Origin of the sequence: Phyllobacterium sp. CCNWLW183 (assembly GCF_037203775.1) — a bacterium.
GTDB classification, from domain to species: domain Bacteria; phylum Pseudomonadota; class Alphaproteobacteria; order Rhizobiales; family Rhizobiaceae; genus Phyllobacterium; species Phyllobacterium ifriqiyense.
Window position 1 is genome coordinate 854,756 of sequence record NZ_JBBCBN010000001.1, and the last position, 18,365, is coordinate 873,120.

The 18,365-nt window shown below is 51.7% G+C and carries 18 protein-coding genes; 9 read left to right on the forward strand and 9 right to left on the reverse strand.

Features of this window, described 5'->3' with window-relative positions; translation table 11 throughout:
* Positions 1-11: 11 nt before the first annotated feature.
* The 5 genes from V9K95_RS04035 to V9K95_RS04055 form a co-directional block, all read right to left on the reverse strand.
* Positions 12-1,073, reverse strand: a complete 1,062-nt coding sequence (locus V9K95_RS04035; RefSeq protein WP_336439767.1) for a Gfo/Idh/MocA family protein — start codon at positions 1,071-1,073, stop codon at positions 12-14.
* Entirely contained in the window at positions 1,070-1,909 is an 840-nt protein-coding gene (locus V9K95_RS04040; RefSeq protein WP_115052512.1) for an ABC transporter permease subunit, read from the reverse strand. Before V9K95_RS04040 ends, V9K95_RS04035 begins: the two co-directional genes overlap by 4 nt.
* A gap of 10 nt (positions 1,910-1,919) precedes the next feature.
* On the reverse strand, positions 1,920-2,870 hold the full coding sequence (locus tag V9K95_RS04045) for a carbohydrate ABC transporter permease (protein ID WP_336439766.1): 951 nt from the start codon (positions 2,868-2,870) through the stop codon (positions 1,920-1,922).
* A gap of 143 nt (positions 2,871-3,013) precedes the next feature.
* Positions 3,014-4,273, reverse strand: a complete 1,260-nt coding sequence (locus tag V9K95_RS04050; RefSeq protein ID WP_336439765.1) for an ABC transporter substrate-binding protein — start codon at positions 4,271-4,273, stop codon at positions 3,014-3,016.
* Positions 4,274-4,327: 54 nt separating this feature from the next.
* Positions 4,328-5,239, reverse strand: coding sequence for an N-acetylmuramic acid 6-phosphate etherase (locus V9K95_RS04055; protein ID WP_336439764.1), 912 nt, complete (start codon positions 5,237-5,239; stop codon positions 4,328-4,330).
* 198 nt (positions 5,240-5,437) lie between these two features.
* Here V9K95_RS04055 and V9K95_RS04060 point away from each other — a divergent pair, with 198 nt between their 5' ends.
* The 9 genes from V9K95_RS04060 (at position 5,438) to ugpC (ending at position 14,288) form a co-directional block, all read left to right on the forward strand.
* On the forward strand, positions 5,438-6,325 hold the full coding sequence (locus V9K95_RS04060) for a BadF/BadG/BcrA/BcrD ATPase family protein (protein WP_336439763.1): 888 nt from the start codon (positions 5,438-5,440) through the stop codon (positions 6,323-6,325).
* Entirely contained in the window at positions 6,318-7,106 is a 789-nt protein-coding gene (locus V9K95_RS04065) for a GntR family transcriptional regulator (RefSeq protein WP_336439762.1), read from the forward strand. Before V9K95_RS04060 ends, V9K95_RS04065 begins: the two co-directional genes overlap by 8 nt.
* A 14-nt stretch (positions 7,107-7,120) precedes the next feature.
* Positions 7,121-8,131: an SIS domain-containing protein gene (locus tag V9K95_RS04070; protein ID WP_336440194.1), complete on the forward strand. Its 1,011-nt coding sequence runs from the start codon at positions 7,121-7,123 to the stop codon at positions 8,129-8,131.
* Positions 8,128-9,288: an N-acetylglucosamine-6-phosphate deacetylase gene (gene nagA / locus V9K95_RS04075; RefSeq protein WP_336439761.1), complete on the forward strand. Its 1,161-nt coding sequence runs from the start codon at positions 8,128-8,130 to the stop codon at positions 9,286-9,288. The genes V9K95_RS04070 and nagA overlap by 4 nt, the downstream gene beginning before the upstream one ends.
* Positions 9,289-9,339: 51 nt before the next feature.
* On the forward strand, positions 9,340-9,939 hold the full coding sequence (pncA, locus tag V9K95_RS04080; protein WP_336439760.1) for a bifunctional nicotinamidase/pyrazinamidase: 600 nt from the start codon (positions 9,340-9,342) through the stop codon (positions 9,937-9,939).
* Between the two features lie 146 nt (positions 9,940-10,085).
* Positions 10,086-11,396, forward strand: coding sequence for a sn-glycerol-3-phosphate ABC transporter substrate-binding protein UgpB (gene ugpB / locus V9K95_RS04085; RefSeq protein WP_336439759.1), 1,311 nt, complete (start codon positions 10,086-10,088; stop codon positions 11,394-11,396).
* A gap of 66 nt (positions 11,397-11,462) precedes the next feature.
* Entirely contained in the window at positions 11,463-12,353 is an 891-nt protein-coding gene (gene ugpA / locus V9K95_RS04090) for a sn-glycerol-3-phosphate ABC transporter permease UgpA (protein ID WP_115052504.1), read from the forward strand.
* Positions 12,354-12,367: 14 nt separating this feature from the next.
* Positions 12,368-13,216 (forward strand): sn-glycerol-3-phosphate ABC transporter permease UgpE, encoded by an 849-nt coding sequence (ugpE, locus tag V9K95_RS04095; protein WP_115052503.1) that lies wholly within the window; start codon positions 12,368-12,370, stop codon positions 13,214-13,216.
* 1 nt (position 13,217) lies between these two features.
* Positions 13,218-14,288 carry a sn-glycerol-3-phosphate ABC transporter ATP-binding protein UgpC gene (gene ugpC / locus V9K95_RS04100; protein WP_336439758.1) on the forward strand — a complete coding sequence of 357 codons (1,071 nt, stop codon included), beginning with the start codon at positions 13,218-13,220 and terminating at the stop codon, positions 14,286-14,288.
* Positions 14,289-14,345: 57 nt separating this feature from the next.
* Here ugpC and V9K95_RS04105 read toward each other — a convergent pair whose 3' ends face one another.
* The 4 genes from V9K95_RS04105 to V9K95_RS04120 form a co-directional block, all read right to left on the reverse strand.
* The gene (locus V9K95_RS04105) at positions 14,346-15,128 is read right to left on the reverse strand and encodes a MetQ/NlpA family ABC transporter substrate-binding protein (protein ID WP_442958519.1); all 783 of its coding nucleotides are present in this window, start codon (positions 15,126-15,128) and stop codon (positions 14,346-14,348) included.
* Positions 15,129-15,151: 23 nt separating this feature from the next.
* Positions 15,152-15,817, reverse strand: a complete 666-nt coding sequence (locus V9K95_RS04110) for a methionine ABC transporter permease (RefSeq protein ID WP_115052501.1) — start codon at positions 15,815-15,817, stop codon at positions 15,152-15,154.
* The gene (locus V9K95_RS04115; protein WP_336440193.1) at positions 15,807-16,847 is read right to left on the reverse strand and encodes a methionine ABC transporter ATP-binding protein; all 1,041 of its coding nucleotides are present in this window, start codon (positions 16,845-16,847) and stop codon (positions 15,807-15,809) included. The genes V9K95_RS04110 and V9K95_RS04115 overlap by 11 nt, the downstream gene beginning before the upstream one ends.
* Positions 16,848-17,180: 333 nt before the next feature.
* Positions 17,181-18,281, reverse strand: a complete 1,101-nt coding sequence (locus V9K95_RS04120) for an NADH:flavin oxidoreductase/NADH oxidase (protein ID WP_115052499.1) — start codon at positions 18,279-18,281, stop codon at positions 17,181-17,183.
* Between the last annotated feature and the right edge of the window lie 84 nt (positions 18,282-18,365).

Sequence of the window (18,365 nt, forward strand, 5' to 3'; positions counted from 1 at the left end):
CTTGGATAAATTTATAGGTTTACTGGCTGACCGGTACGAACGCTTTCGTCGGCTGCAAGACACACGCTCAAAGAGCGCACCGCATCCTGCATGTGACGTGTAAGATCAATATTTTCCCGGATTGCCTTGAGGACATAGGCTTGCTCAAGATCGCACAGCTCCTGATGGCCAGGCTCACCAGCCATATTCAGCAATTCGTCCTGCTTGGTAAAACGACCATCTGCATCCATTGCTGCTGAGTGCAACTTTATCGTTGACGTCTTGGTATGGGAATCGATGTCATCTGATTTGGCATTCTGATCCATCACGATGGAGACACAACCATTGGGAGATATGACGTCTTTCACGAAGAAGGCGGTTTCCGAAATCATCGGACCCCAGCCGGCCTCATACCACCCCACAGTCCTATCATCGAACAGAACCTGGAGATGACCATAATTGTACATGTCTGGCGCAATCTCATCCGATAGCCGCACGCCCATGCCGCGTACCTGAACCGGCTTTGCATCGGTGATTTGCAACATCACATCGAGGTAGTGCACGCCGCAATCGACAATTGGAGACGTTGTCTGCATAAGCGCCTTATGCGTGTTCCAAGTTGCACCACTGGATTGCTGATTGAGATTCATCCGGAAAACATAAGGTCCGCCGAGTTTTCGGGCCTCTTCAATCAGCCGAACCCATGACGGATGGTGGCGCAATATGTAACCAATCACCAGTTTACGGCCATATTGCTTGGCGGCAGCTACCACACGCTCCGCATCGGCAACTGTTGTAGCCAATGGCTTTTCAACGAAGACATCCGCCCCCGCTTTCATTGCCGCCACAGCATAGTCTGCATGGCTGTCGGAATAAGTATTGATGGACACCAGTTCCGGTTTGAGTTCCGCCAAGGCTGCCTCAAATGATTGGTGAATCGTGTACCCTTCAAGTTCCGGCTGCAAGGGCACGACAGATCTGTTTACCAACCCAACGATCTCAAATCCCGGATTATTATGGTAGGCGAGCGCATGACTGCGGCCCATATTGCCAAGCCCGGCAACAAGAACGCGGATCGGCTTTTGTTGGCTCATTTCACGGCTCCTGCTGTGATGCCGCGGATCAACTGCCGCGAAAAGATAAGGTAAAGGACAAGCACCGGCACAATCGCCAGAGTAAGTGCAGCAAGAACAGCATTCCAGTTAGTCACGAACTGACCGATAAAGACCTGACTGCCAAGCGTAATCGTCTTGGTCGCGTCGCTGGGCGCAAGGATCAGCGGGAACCAGAGATCGTTCCAGATCGGTATCATGGTAAAGACAGCGACAGTTGCCATGGCTGGCCTTATCAACGGCAAAACAAGACGGAAGAATATGGAATATTCCGAAAGGCCGTCGATACGTCCGGCATTCTTCAAATCATCGGAAACCGTTTGCATAAATTCAGTAAGGATGAATACGGCTAGTGGAAGACCCTGTGCAGTATAAACCAGAATGAGCGCGGTCAACGTGTTGACCAGACCGGCAGCAACCATCCCCTGCAGGATCGCTACTGTGCCCAGCCGAATCGGGATCATGATACCAAGTGCAAGATAAAGTCCCATTAGGGTATTGCCGCGGAAACGATATTCCGACAATGCAAAAGCAGCCATCGCACCAAACAGCAGAACGAAAAAGATCGATACAGCGGTAACGATAAAACTGTTTTGAAAATAGAGTATGAAATCGCCTTGCTTCAGCACTGTTTCATAACCAACGAGACTGAAAACCGATGGAGTAGGTAGCCCCAGAGGATCGCGGAAAATAGAGGCGCGATCCTTGAAAGAATTGATGACAGTCAGGAACACGGGGAATAACGCGATAAGCGTGTAAGTTATCAACGCGAGGTGGACGAGACCGGTCCGAACTGGGGATGTGGTGGTTTTTGCCATGATCGTAATCCTAAAACTGATACCGGCGCATGCGCCGCTGAATGGCAAACAGATAGAGGCAAACGCCAGAGAGGATGATGAGGAACATCACCGTCGCAATGGTTGCGCCCATGGACTTGTCACCGATCTGAAGCTGGAAGCCAAAGAATGTACGGTAAAGCAACGTTCCGAGAATATCGGTCGCTCCATCCGGCCCTGCCAGTGCACCTTGCACGGTATAAACCAGATCGAACGCGTTGAAATTGCCCACAAAAGTAAGGATCGAGATGATGCCGATTGAGGGCAATATCAGCGGAAGCTTGATCTTCCAGAATTGGCTCCATCCGGTAACACCGTCGCACTCTGCTGCTTCCAGAACTTCGTCCGGAATGTTCAGCATCGCCGCGTAAATCAACATCATCGGTATGCCGACATACTGCCACACTGAAATCAGTGACACCGCAATCAATGCTGAACCGGGCTTACCGAGCCATGGCGAGAAAAGTGATTTGAGGCCAATCAAATCCAAAAGGAATGGCGAGACGCCCCATATCGGTGAAAGAATGAGCTTCCAGATAAACCCGACAATGACAAATGAAAGCAGCGTCGGCAGAAACAAAGCGGTGCGATAGAAGGCACCAAAGCGCAATTTTGGCACGGATAGAAGCGCTGCCAATGCAACCCCGATTGGATTTTGCACGACCATGTGAATGAAAAAGAAGATGAAGTTATTCTTCAGTGCGTTCCAGAAGCTTGCCGCCCAACGCGGATCTCCAAACAGCACAGCAAAATTGTCCAAGCCCACAAAGACGCTTTGGCCATCTTTGACGTTGAACAGCGAAAGACGCAGTGTTTCGATGAGCGGAAGGATCATCACCGCCGTGTAGACGAGCAAAGCTGGTGTCAAAAATACCAATATGTGCCAGCGCCAAGGACGCTTATCGTTGCCGCGGTCGGCCGATGCTTGCTCGACTGTGCTCATGGATAACAGAACCCCTGCTTTTGGTTTTGGCCGCATCATAAAACGGCGTGCGACTGCCGTGGAAAACCATCAAGTCGAATAATCGACGTTTTACTCAAAGCATAAACGGGGCATCAGGCGATGCCCCGTTTATGATCAAGTGCTTATTTGGCAGGCTTGTACCAGCTGTCCAGACCGTCTTGCAGCTTCTTGGCTGCTGCTTCAGGCGTGTCGGTACCGTTGATAACGTTAGCCGATTCTACCCATGTCTCGTTTTCGAGGTTAGGCGTGCCGCGCGACAATATCTGGTAAGTTGAACGGATTGTTGGCTTGCACTTTTCGCGCCAGGAAACGAACTCCTGCGCCAATGGATCCTGCATCTTTACCGGCGTCGAGTTCAGGCTGAAGAAGCCAGGCAGCGCATTGGCATAGATGTCGGCGAACTCGGGCGAAGCGACCCAATCGAGGAACTTCTTGGCTTCTTCCGGATGTTTGCTCTTGGCGTTCAGACCCGCGCCAATATCGTTATGATCCGAGATGTAGCATGCATCGCCAGCATTTTTCACGGGTGGCGGGAATGCCCCCATTTTGAACTGAGCCTGCGTATTGAAAAGGCCAATTTCCCATGAACCAGCTGGATAGATTGCAGCACGACCCAAGGTGAACAGATTCTGGCTGTCCGGATAGGTCTGAGCTTCAAAACCGGCGCCCAGATAATCTTTCCACTTCAGCAAAACCTTGTAAGGCTCGACCCAAGGAGCGTCCGTCAGCTTTTCCTCGCCCTTAATCAGCTTGGCGCGGCCTTCTTCACCCTTCCAATATGTCGGGCCGATATTCTGGTAGCCCATGGTTGCGGCTTCCCAAAGGTCTTTGGTACCCATTGCCATTGGAATATAGGTGCCATCGGCCTTGATCTTGTCTAGCGCTGCAAAGAATTCAGCTTCGGTCGTCGGAATAGCAATGCCAAGCTTATCAAAGGCATCCTTGTTGTAGATGAACCCATGAATAACCGAGGCCATCGGTACGCAGAATGCGTCCTTGCCATCGTCAGTCGTCCACGCAGCCTTGGCAACGTCGGAGAAATTTTTCATGCCGGGGAGATCAGTGAGGCTGGCGAGATTGCCGCGTTTGAACTGTTCAAGCGACTTGTCAAACGGACGGCAAGTGATGATATCGCCAGCGCTGCCTGCATCAAAACGCGCACCAAGGGCGGCATCATATTCGGTGGGCGGTGTTGGCGCGAATTTAACCTTGATGCCGGGATTCTTTGCTTCGAACGCTGGGATCAGCTTTTCCTGCCAGATGGCAAGATCATCCGTACGCCAGCTTTCAATTGTAAGCTCGGTATCAGCGGCATGAGCAAAACCGGCTGTTGCCAGGATGCTTGTCGCCATTAGCAGTGATTTTAGTGTCTTGCTTCCCATTTTAGTCTCCTGTTGCACCCTCATGAGTAGTGCCGTTAATGAGAGCCCGGGCCCCTAGCGGGACCCAAGGATCTCTTTCAGTTCCGAAAGCGCCGGGCGAAGCCTCTGTTGATTGCTTTCGAGAATTCTTGTTGCTTTGTTCGCATCTTTTGCGCCGGCAGCGAGTAGTACCGCCTCTTTTACTGAGCCTCCGCTTGCATCAAGCCATTTTGCAGCTTCACCCGGATCGCAAACACTTATTGCCGAGACAATCCGAACCGCCCTCTCGCGCAATTTAATGTTGTCCGCCACCAGATTGACCATGTAGCCGTCATGTACATGCCCAAGATGGATCGCCATCAGGGTAGATAACAGATTAAGGGCGATTTTCTGCGCCGTACCGGCACCCATCCTGGTCGAACCCGCGACCATTTCCGCCGGAGTTTCCAATGCAATGACAACATCAGCACCGTCAAAGATCGGTGCGTTACGATTATTGGCAATCGAAATGATTTTAAGCCCGCGCTTCCTGGCTTCGTCAATTGCTGCCAGAGCATAAGGCGTTGTACCGCTTGCCGACACCGCTATCAGACAATCGCCTGCCCTCAAATCTGCCTCGGCGATGTCTTTGGCAGCTTGACTAACGTCATCCTCATAGGTTCCGGCAAGACGATTAAGGCTGGCAATACCTCCAGCGATCAGAATGACAATCCTGTCCGGGGCGATACCATAGGTGCCAGGAATTTCCAGCGCATCGGCCAGAGCCATGAGACCTGAACTTCCTGCAGCTGCATATACCAACCTGCCGCCACCCGAAATGGTTTCAGCAGCGATCTGTGCCGCCTCCGCAATTGGATCCAACGCATTAGCGACGACTTCTGCAGCAGCGATTTGCGCATCAAGCAGCAAACGTACAACAACGTCCGGCGACTTCTCGTCAAGACCGGTCGCTCTATCATTGCGTTGCTCGGTGCGGCTAGGTTCCACTCTGCTCTCCTCGTTTTTATAATTAATGCCAAAAAAATACCACTTGTCCAGTAAATCTTAAAAAAATCCTGCAGTCATTTGCATCGGTGTAATTTTATGCATATATAACAATATATTACAGAAAAATTTGAAAATACGTAAATTAACGCTTGGCTATTGGTACTTTATTGGTATTCTATTTACGGAGGGCTATTTGTCGTGACTTATCTCCTAGGAATCGATGGCGGTGGAACAGGTTGCAGAGCGGCATTGGCTGATCTGAACGGCCGCATCCTTGGTATAGGCAAGAGCGGCGCCGCCAATGTCATGACCGATATGGATATGGCGCGCGGCAATATAATGGACGCCACTGATGCTGCATTTGCCAGCGCAGGCATCGATAAATCACACGTAGGTTCTCTGTCCGCAGTGTTGGGGCTCGCCGGCGCAAATGTTGGCGACAACGCTGCAAACTTGAAAGCCTCACTCCCGTTCAAGGATGCATTGGTTTTATCAGATGGCTTGATCGCGCTTCAGGGCGCAATAGGCAATAATGACGGTACAGTCGTCATTCTGGGAACGGGCTCGCTCTTTATTGCGCGCGAAGGAGATAAGGTCCAGTTCGCGGGCGGTTGGGGATTCAAGGTCGGCGACCTCGGCGGCGGCGCACGTTTAGGTCGACATCTGCTCGAGGAAACGCTTTTAGCATATGATCGTTTCCGCCCTGCATCCGAACTTACACAAGCCGTCATGCAGCGTTATGAAAACAACCCGCATAACATTGTACGATTTGCGCATGCGGCAACTCCGAGCGACTTCGGAACGCTCGTGCCGATGATATTCGACTATGCTGCCGTCGAAGATGCGGTTGCTCTTGCTATCCTACAAACCGCCATAGACCAGATTGAGCAGGGCCTCGACACTATCATGTCAGCACGACAGACACGCCTTTCCCTTCTGGGCGGCCTTGGTCCGCTCTATGAAAAGCGCCTGTCAACGCGTTATCAAGAGAAGCTACAAAAACCGCTGAACGACGCTCTTGCCGGAGCGGTGCAACTCGCAGTTTTGAATTTCGCTTCAAAATCGGCGGAGTGTATTCATGTCTGACGGCCTGATTAATATTCTTCCGACCCTCAATGACGGATCGATTGCCGGTGGCCCTCTTTATGTAAAATTGCAGCGGCTAATTGAAAATGCCGTGCTTGATGGCCTACTGAAACCCGGAGACGCATTGCCGCCGGAACGCGAGCTTGCCGCAATTGCCGATATTTCTCGCGTAACTGTTCGCAAAGCGGTTCAGGGTTTGGTGAGTGATGGTTTACTCATACAGCGTCACGGCTCCGGCACATTCGTCGCGCCTCGCTCTGCTCGGGTGGAGCAATCGCTGACACATCTGACATCATTTACGGAAGATATGGCGCGGCGCGGCATGGTTGTTCGCTCGACATGGCTTGATCGTGGCATCTATGTCCCCTCGCCTGAGGAAATGGTGACGCTGGGTCTGACTTCTGGCGAAAGAGTATCCCGGATCAGCCGCCTGCGTGTTGCCAATGATACGCCTATGGCAATCGAGAGAGCCGCTTTGTCTGTGCATGTTTTACCCAATCCGGAACTGGTTACTCTGTCGCTTTATGCAGTGCTGGCCGCCCGCGGCAATCGTCCCGTTCGTGCGATACAGCGTATCTCGGCGGCAATACTTAAAGAGAACGATGCAAAATTGCTTGAGGTTCCTACCGGTTCGGCCAGTTTGAATATTGAGCGAATCTCCTATCTTGATTCGGGAAAAGTGATTGAGTTCACCCGGTCCATTTATCGCGCAGACGCCTATGAGTTTGTTGCTGAGCTGAAACTCGGCGACAGTTCGGAAATATCAGGAGCAGTACTTTGAACAAGGCAACATTGATGCGGGAAGAGATATTGTCGATTCCCGACGTGACAACTCGTTTTCTGGATAGCTCCCGCGCCACGCTTGCCGCAGCTGGTGCAAAGCTGCGCGAAAAAAATCCACCATTTCTGGCATCCATAGCACGGGGGTCGTCAGACCATGTCACGGCATTCCTGAAATATTCCAGCGAGTTAACGGCAGGTATTCCAGTTGCATCACTTGGGCCATCGGTCGCTTCCATTTATGGCATAACCTTGAAACTGGGTAGCGCGGCCACTTTGTCCATCTCGCAATCCGGCAAGAGCCCCGATATTGTCAGCATGACAAAGGCAGCACGCGAAAGCGGCGCACTTACCATCGCAATTACAAATGTAATTAATTCCGATCTTGCCAATGCAAGCGATCTGCCAATCGATATACTTGCCGGTCCAGAGCGTAGTGTTGCGGCGACAAAATCCTTCGTGAGTTCCGCAGTTGCAGGCCTTGCTTTGATCGGGCATTGGACCAACGATCAAAAGCTGCTTGCTGCCATCGATGACCTTCCCTCAGCAATGGCGAAGGCCGTAATGTGCGACTGGTCGCCATTCGCAGCGGCGTTGGAAAACGAAAACTCGCTTTTTATTCTTGGGCGCGGACCTTCTCTGGCCATTTCCAATGAGATTGCCTTGAAATTCAAGGAAACCAGCGGTGTTCACGCGGAATCATACAGCGCCGCAGAAGTGATGCATGGGCCAAAGGCTATTGTCGGCAAAGGCTTTCCAGTTTTGGTGCTTGCCGCAAGGGACGCCGCAGAAGCATCGCTCGTCGATGCCGCCGATCGTCTTGCCGATCAGGGTGCTGCTGTCTTCCTGACATCAAACAAGCCGTCAAAGGCAACGGCCCTGCCCTTTGTCGCTACGTCGCATCCACTCACCGATCCGCTGGCGCTGCTCGTTTCATTCTACGCATTTGTAGAAGGGTTTGCCCGTAGCCGTGGCTTTAATCCCGATGAACCGCCTCACTTGCGAAAAGTGACGGAGACCATATGAGTACCGTCTACGCCATTACCGGTGCCGTCATTTTCGATGGAGAAAACTGGCACGAAAACGCCGCACTGGTTGTGGAACACGGCACAGTTAAAAGCATCGAAGCCACAAGCGCTCTAACTGCGGATATTCGCCGGGTTGAGATGAACGGGGGGAAACTTGTACCCGGGTTCATCGACGTTCAGGTGAATGGCGGTGGCGGGGTATTGCTCAATGACGGGCCGAGTATCGACGCTATCCGGACCATCTGCGATGCACATTTTGCTTTTGGCACAACGGCTCTGCTGCCAACGCTGATTACAGATACCCCGGAAACAACGGCAGCGGCTATTGCGGCGAGTAAAGCAGCGGCACAGGACAAAGTCGCTGGGTTTATTGGTCTCCACCTCGAAGGCCCTCATCTGTCTGTTAGCCACAAAGGCACGCACGATCCCAAGCTGATCCGGCCTATGGACGATGCAGATTTGATTGCAATTATCGAAGCTGTTCAGGAGATTCCGGTACTTCTCACCACCGTCGCCCCCGAAACGGTATCGCCGGAAAAAATCAAGGCAATGGTCGACGCAGGCGTCATTGTTAGCCTTGGTCACAGCGGGGCATCATATGAAACAGCCTTGGCTGCGCAAGCGGCTGGCGCATCAATGGTCACACACCTTTTTAATGCAATGAGCCAGCTTGGCCATCGCAGCCCTGGCGTTGTGGGTGCGACTTTGCAATCGGGAGAATTGTCAGCCGGACTGATTGCCGATGGTTTTCATGTCGACAAAGCGTCCATGTCGATTGCGCTGCGAGCCAAACAAGGCCCGGCGAAGATATTTCTGGTGACTGATGCGATGTCTACAATAGGCACGGATATCACGTCATTCACCCTTAACGGCAGAACCATAACGCGCGCCGGTGGCCGCCTGACGCTTGAAGACGGCACACTTGCTGGTGCCGATCTTGACATGATCTCGGCCGTTCGCTTCGTGCACCAGCAATTGGGGCTTACGCTTGATGAATCATTGCGCATGGCCTCACTTTATCCTGCCCAGAGTATTCGCATTGATCACACTCATGGCCGCTTATTGCCGGGCTATGAGGCAAATATTGTCCATTTAACTGAAAATCTTGACGTTGATCACGTCTGGATTGGCGGCGACCTTCACTATGCGCGTTGACGTCCGGCTCTAATTGACCATAGACTCCACGCCATTCTACAGGAGTGCATCATGGCCAAGGACGCATTGATCGTCATCGATGTTCAGAACGATTTTTGCGAAGGCGGTGCCCTAGCCGTGTCTGGTGGCAACGAAATTGTTCCGATCATCAACAAGCTGATACTCCGCTTCGACAGAGTTATCCTGACGCAGGACTGGCACACACCAGCTCATTCGAGCTTCGCATCAAGCCATCCGGGAAAAGCGCCCTTTGAAACCATTGCCATGCCCTACGGCGAGCAGACTCTTTGGCCGGATCATTGCATACAGGGCACAAATGGCGCCGATTTTCATCCTGATCTGGAATGGACAAAAGCCGAGCTTGTCATTCGAAAAGGCTTTCGCCCGCACATTGACAGCTATTCGGCATTTTATGAGAACGACCATGTGACGCCAACTGGCCTTGCTGGTTATCTGCGAGAGCGTGGAATCACTCATGTGACGCTTGTGGGTCTCGCTACAGATTATTGTGTGGCTTACTCCGCCCTTGATGCCGCCGCCCAGGGATTTTCCGCAGAAGTCTTACTTGACGCTTGCCGGGCGATCGATCTTGGTGGTTCGCTCGCAGCAATGACCATCACAATGCGCAAAGCCGGTGTCACACTGATTTAGAGCAAAAAAGTGAACAGCTGCGCATTTTTTCCACAGGCTGACCTGCATCATTTGCCCAAAGTCAAATAACTGTTGTTTCTCTGTCACATAATGAGGATACTTAGCCCAAGCGCGCTAAAGACGACGCCTCACTATGGGAGATTATAATGACTAATCACGGCACCAAACTCACCGTGGCCTTCGGCATTTTGTTGGCCTCATCATCTGCATCGTTTGCTGTTACCGAAATCAGCTGGTGGCATGCAATGCCTGGCGCCAACGGCGAAGTCGTGCAGGCTTTGACAAAAGAGTTCAACGAAAGCCAAAGCGAATACAAAGTTGTGCCTGTGTTCAAAGGTACCTATCCGGAAGCGCTCAATGCTGGCATTGCCGCCTTCCGTGCAAAACAAGCTCCAGATATCCTTCAGGTTTTTGATGCCGGTACAGGCGTTATGATGGGAGCGGAAGGCGCGATCAAACCAGTTGCCGACATCCTTTCGATGGGCGAAACCAAGTTTGACAAGAGCCTCTATCTGCCGGGCATCGTGGCTTATTATTCAAAGCCGGACGGCACTATGCTGTCATTCCCCTATAACAGCTCTTCGCCAATCCTCTATTACAACAAAGATATATTCAAAAAGGCTGGTTTGGATGAGAATACTCCTCCAAAAACTTGGCCAGAGGTTTGGGTAGCTGCGAAGAAAATCAAGACAAGCGGCGCCGCTAATTGTGGTTACACAACAGCTTGGATGACTTGGATTCATACAGAAAATTATGCTGCATGGAATGATATTTCCTGGGGCAGCAATGAAAATGGCATCGGCGGCGTCGATGTTGAGCTGAAGATCAACTCGCCTCTTTTCGTCAAGCATTTCCAGGAACTTGCTGATCTGGCGAAAGATGGCACGTTCCGTTATGGCGGACGCACATCTGAAGCCAAGCAGCTATTCACGTCTGGTGAATGCGGCATTTACAATGATTCGTCGGGCGGTCTTGGCGACATCATCAAGTCCGGCATGAATTATGGTACCGGTCAGCTCCCTTATGAACCGGAATCCAAAAACGCACCACAAAACACCATACCGGGCGGCGCGAGCCTCTGGGTGTTTGCCGGCAAATCAGACGAACAGTACAAAGGTGTGGCTGCCTTCTTCAACTTCCTGTCTAAGACTGAAATCCAATCAAGGCTGCATCAGGTTTCGGGCTATTTGCCAGTTACGCTGGCTGCTTATGAAGACACGAAGAAATCCGGATTCTATGAAAAGAATCCTGCTCGTGAAATTCCGATCAAGCAGATGATGGGCAAGGCACCGACCGAAAACTCAAAGGGTGTTCGTCTCGTAAACCTGCCGCAGGTTCGCGATATTCTGAACGAAGAATACGAGAACATGCTCGCTGGCAAGCAGACCGCTCAACAGGCACTTGATAAGGCCGTTGAGCGTGGCAACGCAGCAATCAAGCAGGCCATTGGCCAGTAACTAAGCCGTCAAAGATACCCGCCCGTATAATCTCATACGGGCGGGCTTTGTTTAAAGCGAGGCATCATGGCATCGTCAACGCGTGTCACTTTTCCTAACAAGTTTCTGCCCTACCTTCTGCTGGCACCTCAGTTGGCAATCACGGCCGTCTTTTTTTACTGGCCTGCATCGCAAGCCATTCAGCAGTCCGTATTGCGGGAGGATCCATTTGGATTGTCGACGCAATTTGTCGGGCTAGCCAATTTCAAACGCGTTCTGAACGATCCCAATTATCTGAACTCCCTTCAGGTGACTGTGATATTCTCCATTGCCACCGCCTTAATTGCCATGGCCTTTGCACTGTTGCTTGCGGTGATGGCCGATAAAGTCATACGTGGCAAAGGCGTGTACCGGACACTGCTGATATGGCCCTATGCCGTAGCTCCTGCGATTGCCGGCATGCTTTGGCTGTTTCTATTCAACCCCTCAATGGGTACATTGGCATATCTCCTTCGCTCGACGGGATATAATTGGGATCCGCTGCTTAATAGTGATCAGGCGATGGTGCTTGTCGTTGCTGCCGCTTCTTGGAAACAGATTAGCTACAATTTCCTGTTTTTCGTTGCGGGCCTGCAGTCCATTCCTAAATCGCTGATCGAAGCTGCGGCCATTGATGGCGCCGGAGAAACAAAGCGTTTTTGGACCATTATATTCCCGCTTCTCGCGCCAACGACATTTTTCTTGCTGGTCGTTAATACGGTTTACGCCTTCTTCGATACGTTCGGCATCATTCATGCCGTTACAGGGGGCGGTCCGGGAAAAGCAACAGAAACTCTGGTCTACAAGGTCTACAATGACGGGTTCGTCAACCTGATCCTTGGCGACTCGGCGGCGCAATCCGTTATTCTGATGGTAATTGTCATTGCTATGACAGCGGTACAATTCCGCTATGTCGAGCGCAAAGTCCATTACGGCTGAGGGGAACCAGAGTCATGATTCAAAACAACCCCATAGGCCGCATCATCGCCCATATCATTTTGATTGTCGGCATTTTGATCGTTGCATTTCCAATCTACTACACCTTTGTAGCGTCAACCCAGACATTGCAGGATATTATCCGTCCGCCACTATCGTTGTTGCCGGGAGGTCATTTCTGGGAGAATTATTCCAGCGCTCTTTTCGGTGGCATCGGCAAGATCGGCGGCGTTGGCGTTGACCGTCTTTTGCTCAACACGCTTGTCATGGCGCTCGGCATTGCCATCGGCAAAATCATCATTTCCATCTTGTCCGCCTACGCGATCGTATTTTTCCGCTTTCCGGGACGCATGTTTTTCTTCTGGTTCATCTTTATAACGCTGATGCTGCCCGTCGAAGTGCGCATTCTGCCCACCTACAAAATTATGGTCGACCTTGGACTGATCGATACCTATACAGGCCTTATCCTTCCCCTCATGGCTTCGGCTACGGCCACACTTTTGTTCAGACAATTCTTCATGACAATTCCAGGCGAGCTGGTTGAAGCAGCCCGCGTGGACGGGGCTGGCCCGTGGCGCTTCTTCAAGGATATTCTGCTGCCCTTGTCGAAGACCAATATCGCGGCCCTGTTCGTCATCCTCTTCATCTATGGCTGGACCCAATATCTCTGGCCATTGCTCATGACCAATCGCAACGATATGGCGACCATCGTCATTGGGCTGCGCAAAATGATCGACTTCACCGACGCCAACACACAATGGCATCTGGTGATGGTCACCTGCATTCTCGCCATCCTGCCCCCAATTCTGGTCGTTGTTTTGATGCAACGCTGGTTTGTGCGCGGACTGGTTGAAACGGAGAAATAATATGGCAAGTGTAGAACTAACCGATGTCCGCAAAGTCTATGGAAGCTCCGTTGAAGCGGTAAAGGGCGTAAATATTTCTATCAATGACGGTGCGCTATGCGTGCTGGTCGGTCCATCGGGCTGCGGAAAATCTACTCTGCTTCGAATGATTGCCGGCTTGGAATCCATTACGGACGGCACCGTAAAAATCGATAGCACAGTCGTTAATAATCTCGGTCCCGCTGAAAGGGACATCGCCATGGTTTTTCAGAATTATGCGCTTTATCCGCATATGAAGGTCTACGATAACATGGCATACGGGCTGCGTAACCGCGGCATGCCTAAAGACGAAATCGACAAACGCGTTAGGGACGCCGCACAAATCCTTGAATTGACTCAGCTTCTCGAGCGACGCCCCAAGGAGCTTTCCGGTGGCCAACGTCAGCGTGTCGCAATGGGGCGCGCCATTGTACGCAGTCCGAAAGTGTTCCTCTTTGACGAACCGCTTTCCAATCTGGATGCAAAACTGCGTGGCCAGATGCGAGTGGAAATTAAAAACCTGCAACGCCAACTGGGCGTGACGAGCGTTTACGTTACCCACGATCAGCTGGAAGCAATGACGCTTGCAGACATACTCGTAGTCATGAACGGCGGTGCGGTCGAGCAAATCGGAGCTCCGCTGGATATATACGAGAAACCGGCCAGCACCTTCGTCGCAAGTTTTATTGGCGCGCCGCCCATGAACCTCGTCCCTGTCACGGCCGATGGTTCGGGACTCATCCTCAAGGATGGCACGCGTATTGGTGCTCAAGGTCTGGCGGTTCCAACATCGGGCGCTGTCATCGGCTTCCGTCCTGAAGATCTGGAAGTATCAGCCGGAACCAACACTCATATCGGTGGTTTGGCGCTTGATCTGAAGGTTCTTGGTGTAGAACCAATCGGCGCGGAGAGCTATGTTTATGGCATTATTGGCGGTGAACGTGTCGTTGTCCGTGTGTCCGGACGCTCTACCTCACAGACTGACGATCATCTGCGCGTGATAATTCCAAAGGAAAAGCTGCATCTCTTTAATGAGGCCGGAAAACGTATCTGAAAGCAAAAAACCTCCCCCGTTTACGGGGGAGGTTTTCATTCGGGCTGGCAATATTAATTACCAGCTTGGAACGGCAGCGCCCTTATACTTGTCCAAGATGAACTGCTTTACAGGCTCCGAGTGATAGGACTCGACCAAGGTCTTTACCCAAGGCTTGTCCTTATCCGCGGTGCGGACTGCAATCAGGTTAATGTAGGGTGCCTTCTCGCCTTCTTTCAAGATCGTATCCTTCATCGGATCAAGACCGGCTTCAAGCGCGTAATTGGTATTGATTGCTGCTGCATCAACGTCATCAATTGAACGTGGCAGTTGAGCAGCATCGAGTTCAACGAATTTAAAGTTCTTGGTGTTTTCCGTCACATCGGCTGGAGTAACTTTCAAGCCCACACCGTCTTTCAGCTTGATTGCACCCTTGTCAGCCAGAATAAGCAAAGCACGTCCGCCATTGGTCGGATCGTTCGGAATCGCAATTGTAGCTCCGTCCGCCAACTCATCGAAACTCTTCACTTTTTTCGAATAGATGCCCATCGGAAAATTGACCGTGTAAGCGACGTCAACAAGGTCGAATTTGCGATCTGCAATCTGATTGTCGAGATATGGCTTATGTTGGAAAGAGTTGGCATCGAGCTCGCCATCGTTCAGTGCCTGGTTTGGCACGACATAATCGGAAAATTCCAATATCTCGATATCAAGACCCTTGGGCTTTGCAACTTCCGCAACCTTTTCCAGAATTTGCGCGTGCTCGCCCGGTGTCACACCAATCTTGATTGTTTCGGCCAAAGCCGCAGTCGCGCTTAGGCTCATTGCCAAGGCGGCGACGCCAAGAATCTTTTTCAGCATTTTATACTCCTGTTCAAGAATGATTACTTTGGTCGATTACGCTTGTCGAATTGACGAGCTAGCCGGTCACCCGCGCTCTGCACCAATTGCACGAGCACGATGAGGACGACCACGACGATGGCCATCACATCCGGCATGAAACGTTGGTAACCATATCGGATACCAAGATCGCCTAGTCCGCCACCGCCGATTGCGCCGACCATGGCCGCATAGCCAATGAGGCTGACGATCGTAAGCGTCAGGGCTGAAGCGATACCGGGCCGGGCTTCGGCAAGCAGAACCTTAAAAACGATCTGCATCGGACTAGCACCCATAGCACGCGCAGCTTCAGTAAGACCGGGATCGACCTCACGAATCGCCGTTTCAACCAAGCGGGCAATAAAGGGTATCGTTGCAATGGTCAGCGGAACAATCGCGGCGGTTGTACCAATGGAGGTGCCTGCAATAGCCCGCGTGAATGGAATGATGGCTACAACCAAAATGATAAACGGAGTGGACCGAGTGGCGTTGACGACAAGTCCCAACGCTTTGTTTATTGAAGGAGCTGGAAATAGTTCGCCGCGACCGCTCGTTGCCAGAAAAACTCCAAGCGGAATGCCAAATAACGACCCTATCAGGCCGGCCACGGCAACCATGTACAGTGTCTGTCCTGTTGCCTTGAATAAAAGAGCCAGAATATCAGCGGACATAGCCCAACACCTCCGATGACAGACCATGATCGGCGAGGAAATTGCGTGCTAAATCTATTTTTTCCAGATCAGCCAAGAGCGAGACAACCAGCATGCCGAAGGGTCTGCCTGCAATCTCGTCGACTGCTCCAGCCATGATATTGACCTCAATACCCAGATCACTGCCAAGCCGCGCAAGCATAGGCTCCGTTGCGTTCTCCCCCTTAAAGATAACTCGTAAGATGGTATGCGAGCCAGGTGTGGCAACGTTGGTCATGCGGCTGGTGAGAAACTCGGGAAGATGCATTCCAGCCAAGCCGCCGAGAAGTGCCCGTGTCGTTTCATGCTTGTGGCCGGTGAACACATCGAATGTTGCACCCTGCTCGACAATGCGGCCACCATCAATAACGGCCACATGAGCGGCTATCGTTTTGATCACTTCCATTTCATGCGTGATCAAAAGAACTGTAAGCCCCAGATCGCGATTGATTTTCGTCAAAAGCGCGAGGATGGAGCGCGTTGTTTCCGGATCGAGTGCCGAGGTCGCCTCATCCGAAAGCAATAATTTGGGTTCCGTCGCCAAGGCGCGGGCAATACCGATACGCTGCTTTTGACCGCCAGACAGTTCAGACGGGTAGCGGTTACGTTTATCGGAAAGCCCGACCAGATCAAGCAGAGGGGTAACCCTCTTCTCGATCGTCTGCTTGTCGATACCGGCAATTTCCAAAGGCAAAGCAATATTATCAAAGGCAGTCCGGGAAGACAGAAGATTGAAGTGCTGGAAAATCATGCCAATCGAGCGCCGTACGGAGCGAAGGTTCTTTTCATCCAGACCTGCTACATCCGTACCATCAACCAGGACATGACCGGAGGTAGGTTTTTCAAGACCATTAACCAAGCGGATAAGCGTCGATTTACCTGCCCCCGAACGGCCGATGATGCCAGTTACTGAGCCACGAGGAACGATGAGGTCGACATTGTCCAGTGCAACAACCTCGGCTCCGCTACTGCCAGCGCCAAAACGTTTTGATACTTGTTGAAACTCAACCATAGGCTTGGCGGTCGATCCATCGCCTGGCCGCAGATCGAGGGGGCTTTGTGCCGTTTTATTCATAACTGCCATATTCATTTGCGGCGCTCGCACAACCGCCCTGTTGTCTGTTTGCGACCGTCTATATAGACGATCTGCGATTTTCGATAGGCCTTGACAACAGACATGAACATTTCAACTTCGGATTGTTGATGGCAGCTATGTGCCGTTGCCATCAACATAGGTGATGCCTGCCGAAATCGACACGCAAGATATTTCTCAAATTTAACGCGGGCCGGAATCTTGTTCTAAAGATCGCGGCTATCGTAGCCAATTAGGCTGTTATCTAATTTATTATGCTGCAGCGCGGTATCGCTCCAACCAATGGGCATATGCTGGTGGCAGAATCCATGACGGCTTTTCAACGCCAAGTTCTTTGGCTGCGCGATAAGGCCAATGAGGCTCGTCGAGCAGCGGGCGACCAAGCATGACAAGATCAACCGATCCATCACGCAAAAGACCCTCCGCCTGTTGCGGGGTGCTGATGTACCAGGATGTTGATGCCGGCAGGCCGGTTTCATTTTTAACACGGGCAGCAAGAGGACCAAGGAAAGCAGGGCCCCAAGGAATATTGGCTTTGCCACCGGAGAAGCCCATACTGACGTCGATGAAGTCCAATCCATCGGCCTTTAGCAGTTTTATCAGCTCGATTGCTTCCGCCACTGTTTCTTCATCATTGCCATCATACTCAATCACGCCAAGGCGCATTGTCAGGGGTAAGTTCTGCGGCCAGACCTTGCGTACTGCCTGCAGCGTTTCACGAAGAAAGCGCGAGCGGTTTTCGAAACTGCCGCCATAGGCATCTGTACGTTGGTTGGAATGTTTGGACAGGAAGCTTTGGGCAAGATAACCATGCGCAAAATGTAGTTCCAACCACTCGAAGCCACTCGCAAGAGCCCGTGTTGCACTGTCAACGAAAGCATTTTTTATGCCTTCTATTTCGGCCAGTGTCATTTCCCGAGGCACCTTCGATAAGCCGCCGCCATAAGCTATCGCGGAAGGCGCAATAATTTCCCAACCGCGCGGATCATCGGAAGCGATGTGATCGTCACCTTCCCATGGCCGATTTGCACTTGCCTTACGTCCGGCATGTCCGATCTGTATACCTGCAACTGCTCCCGCCGCTTTGATCGTTTTGACCGCCTTAGCCAATTCTGCTGCTTGGGTATCGTTCCATAGTCCAGAGCAAGCCGGAGTAATCCGGCCTTCCGGAGTGACGGCCGTAGCCTCCACGATAACAAGGCCAGCACCTCCTCTGGCCAAACCGCCCAAATGTACGTGGTGCCAATCATTGATTACACCGTCGACCGCGGAATATTGGCACATTGGTGATACTGCGATGCGATTACGTAGCGTGACGCCCTTAAGGGTAAAGGGCTCAAAAAGAGTGGTCATAGGTTTTCTCCAACTGCAATTGTTCGATTGTTCGATATTATTCGAACAATAGCAATACACAAAAATTTGTGTTATCAAGGAATC

Coding starts and splice junctions, on each gene's coding strand:
- V9K95_RS04120 (WP_115052499.1), bottom strand. CDS start 18,281: ATGACCACTCTTTTTGAGCCCTTTACCCTTAAGGGCGTCACGCTACGT.
- ugpB (WP_336439759.1), top strand. CDS start 10,086: ATGACTAATCACGGCACCAAACTCACCGTGGCCTTCGGCATTTTGTTG.
- V9K95_RS04065 (WP_336439762.1), top strand. CDS start 6,318: ATGTCTGACGGCCTGATTAATATTCTTCCGACCCTCAATGACGGATCG.
- ugpA (WP_115052504.1), top strand. CDS start 11,463: ATGGCATCGTCAACGCGTGTCACTTTTCCTAACAAGTTTCTGCCCTAC.
- V9K95_RS04045 (WP_336439766.1), bottom strand. CDS start 2,870: ATGAGCACAGTCGAGCAAGCATCGGCCGACCGCGGCAACGATAAGCGT.
- V9K95_RS04105 (WP_442958519.1), bottom strand. CDS start 15,128: ATGCTGAAAAAGATTCTTGGCGTCGCCGCCTTGGCAATGAGCCTAAGC.
- pncA (WP_336439760.1), top strand. CDS start 9,340: ATGGCCAAGGACGCATTGATCGTCATCGATGTTCAGAACGATTTTTGC.
- V9K95_RS04070 (WP_336440194.1), top strand. CDS start 7,121: ATGCGGGAAGAGATATTGTCGATTCCCGACGTGACAACTCGTTTTCTG.
- V9K95_RS04050 (WP_336439765.1), bottom strand. CDS start 4,273: ATGGGAAGCAAGACACTAAAATCACTGCTAATGGCGACAAGCATCCTG.
- V9K95_RS04115 (WP_336440193.1), bottom strand. CDS start 16,847: ATGGTTGAGTTTCAACAAGTATCAAAACGTTTTGGCGCTGGCAGTAGC.
- V9K95_RS04035 (WP_336439767.1), bottom strand. CDS start 1,073: ATGAGCCAACAAAAGCCGATCCGCGTTCTTGTTGCCGGGCTTGGCAAT.
- V9K95_RS04110 (WP_115052501.1), bottom strand. CDS start 15,817: ATGTCCGCTGATATTCTGGCTCTTTTATTCAAGGCAACAGGACAGACA.
- ugpC (WP_336439758.1), top strand. CDS start 13,218: ATGGCAAGTGTAGAACTAACCGATGTCCGCAAAGTCTATGGAAGCTCC.
- nagA (WP_336439761.1), top strand. CDS start 8,128: ATGAGTACCGTCTACGCCATTACCGGTGCCGTCATTTTCGATGGAGAA.
- ugpE (WP_115052503.1), top strand. CDS start 12,368: ATGATTCAAAACAACCCCATAGGCCGCATCATCGCCCATATCATTTTG.
- V9K95_RS04040 (WP_115052512.1), bottom strand. CDS start 1,909: ATGGCAAAAACCACCACATCCCCAGTTCGGACCGGTCTCGTCCACCTC.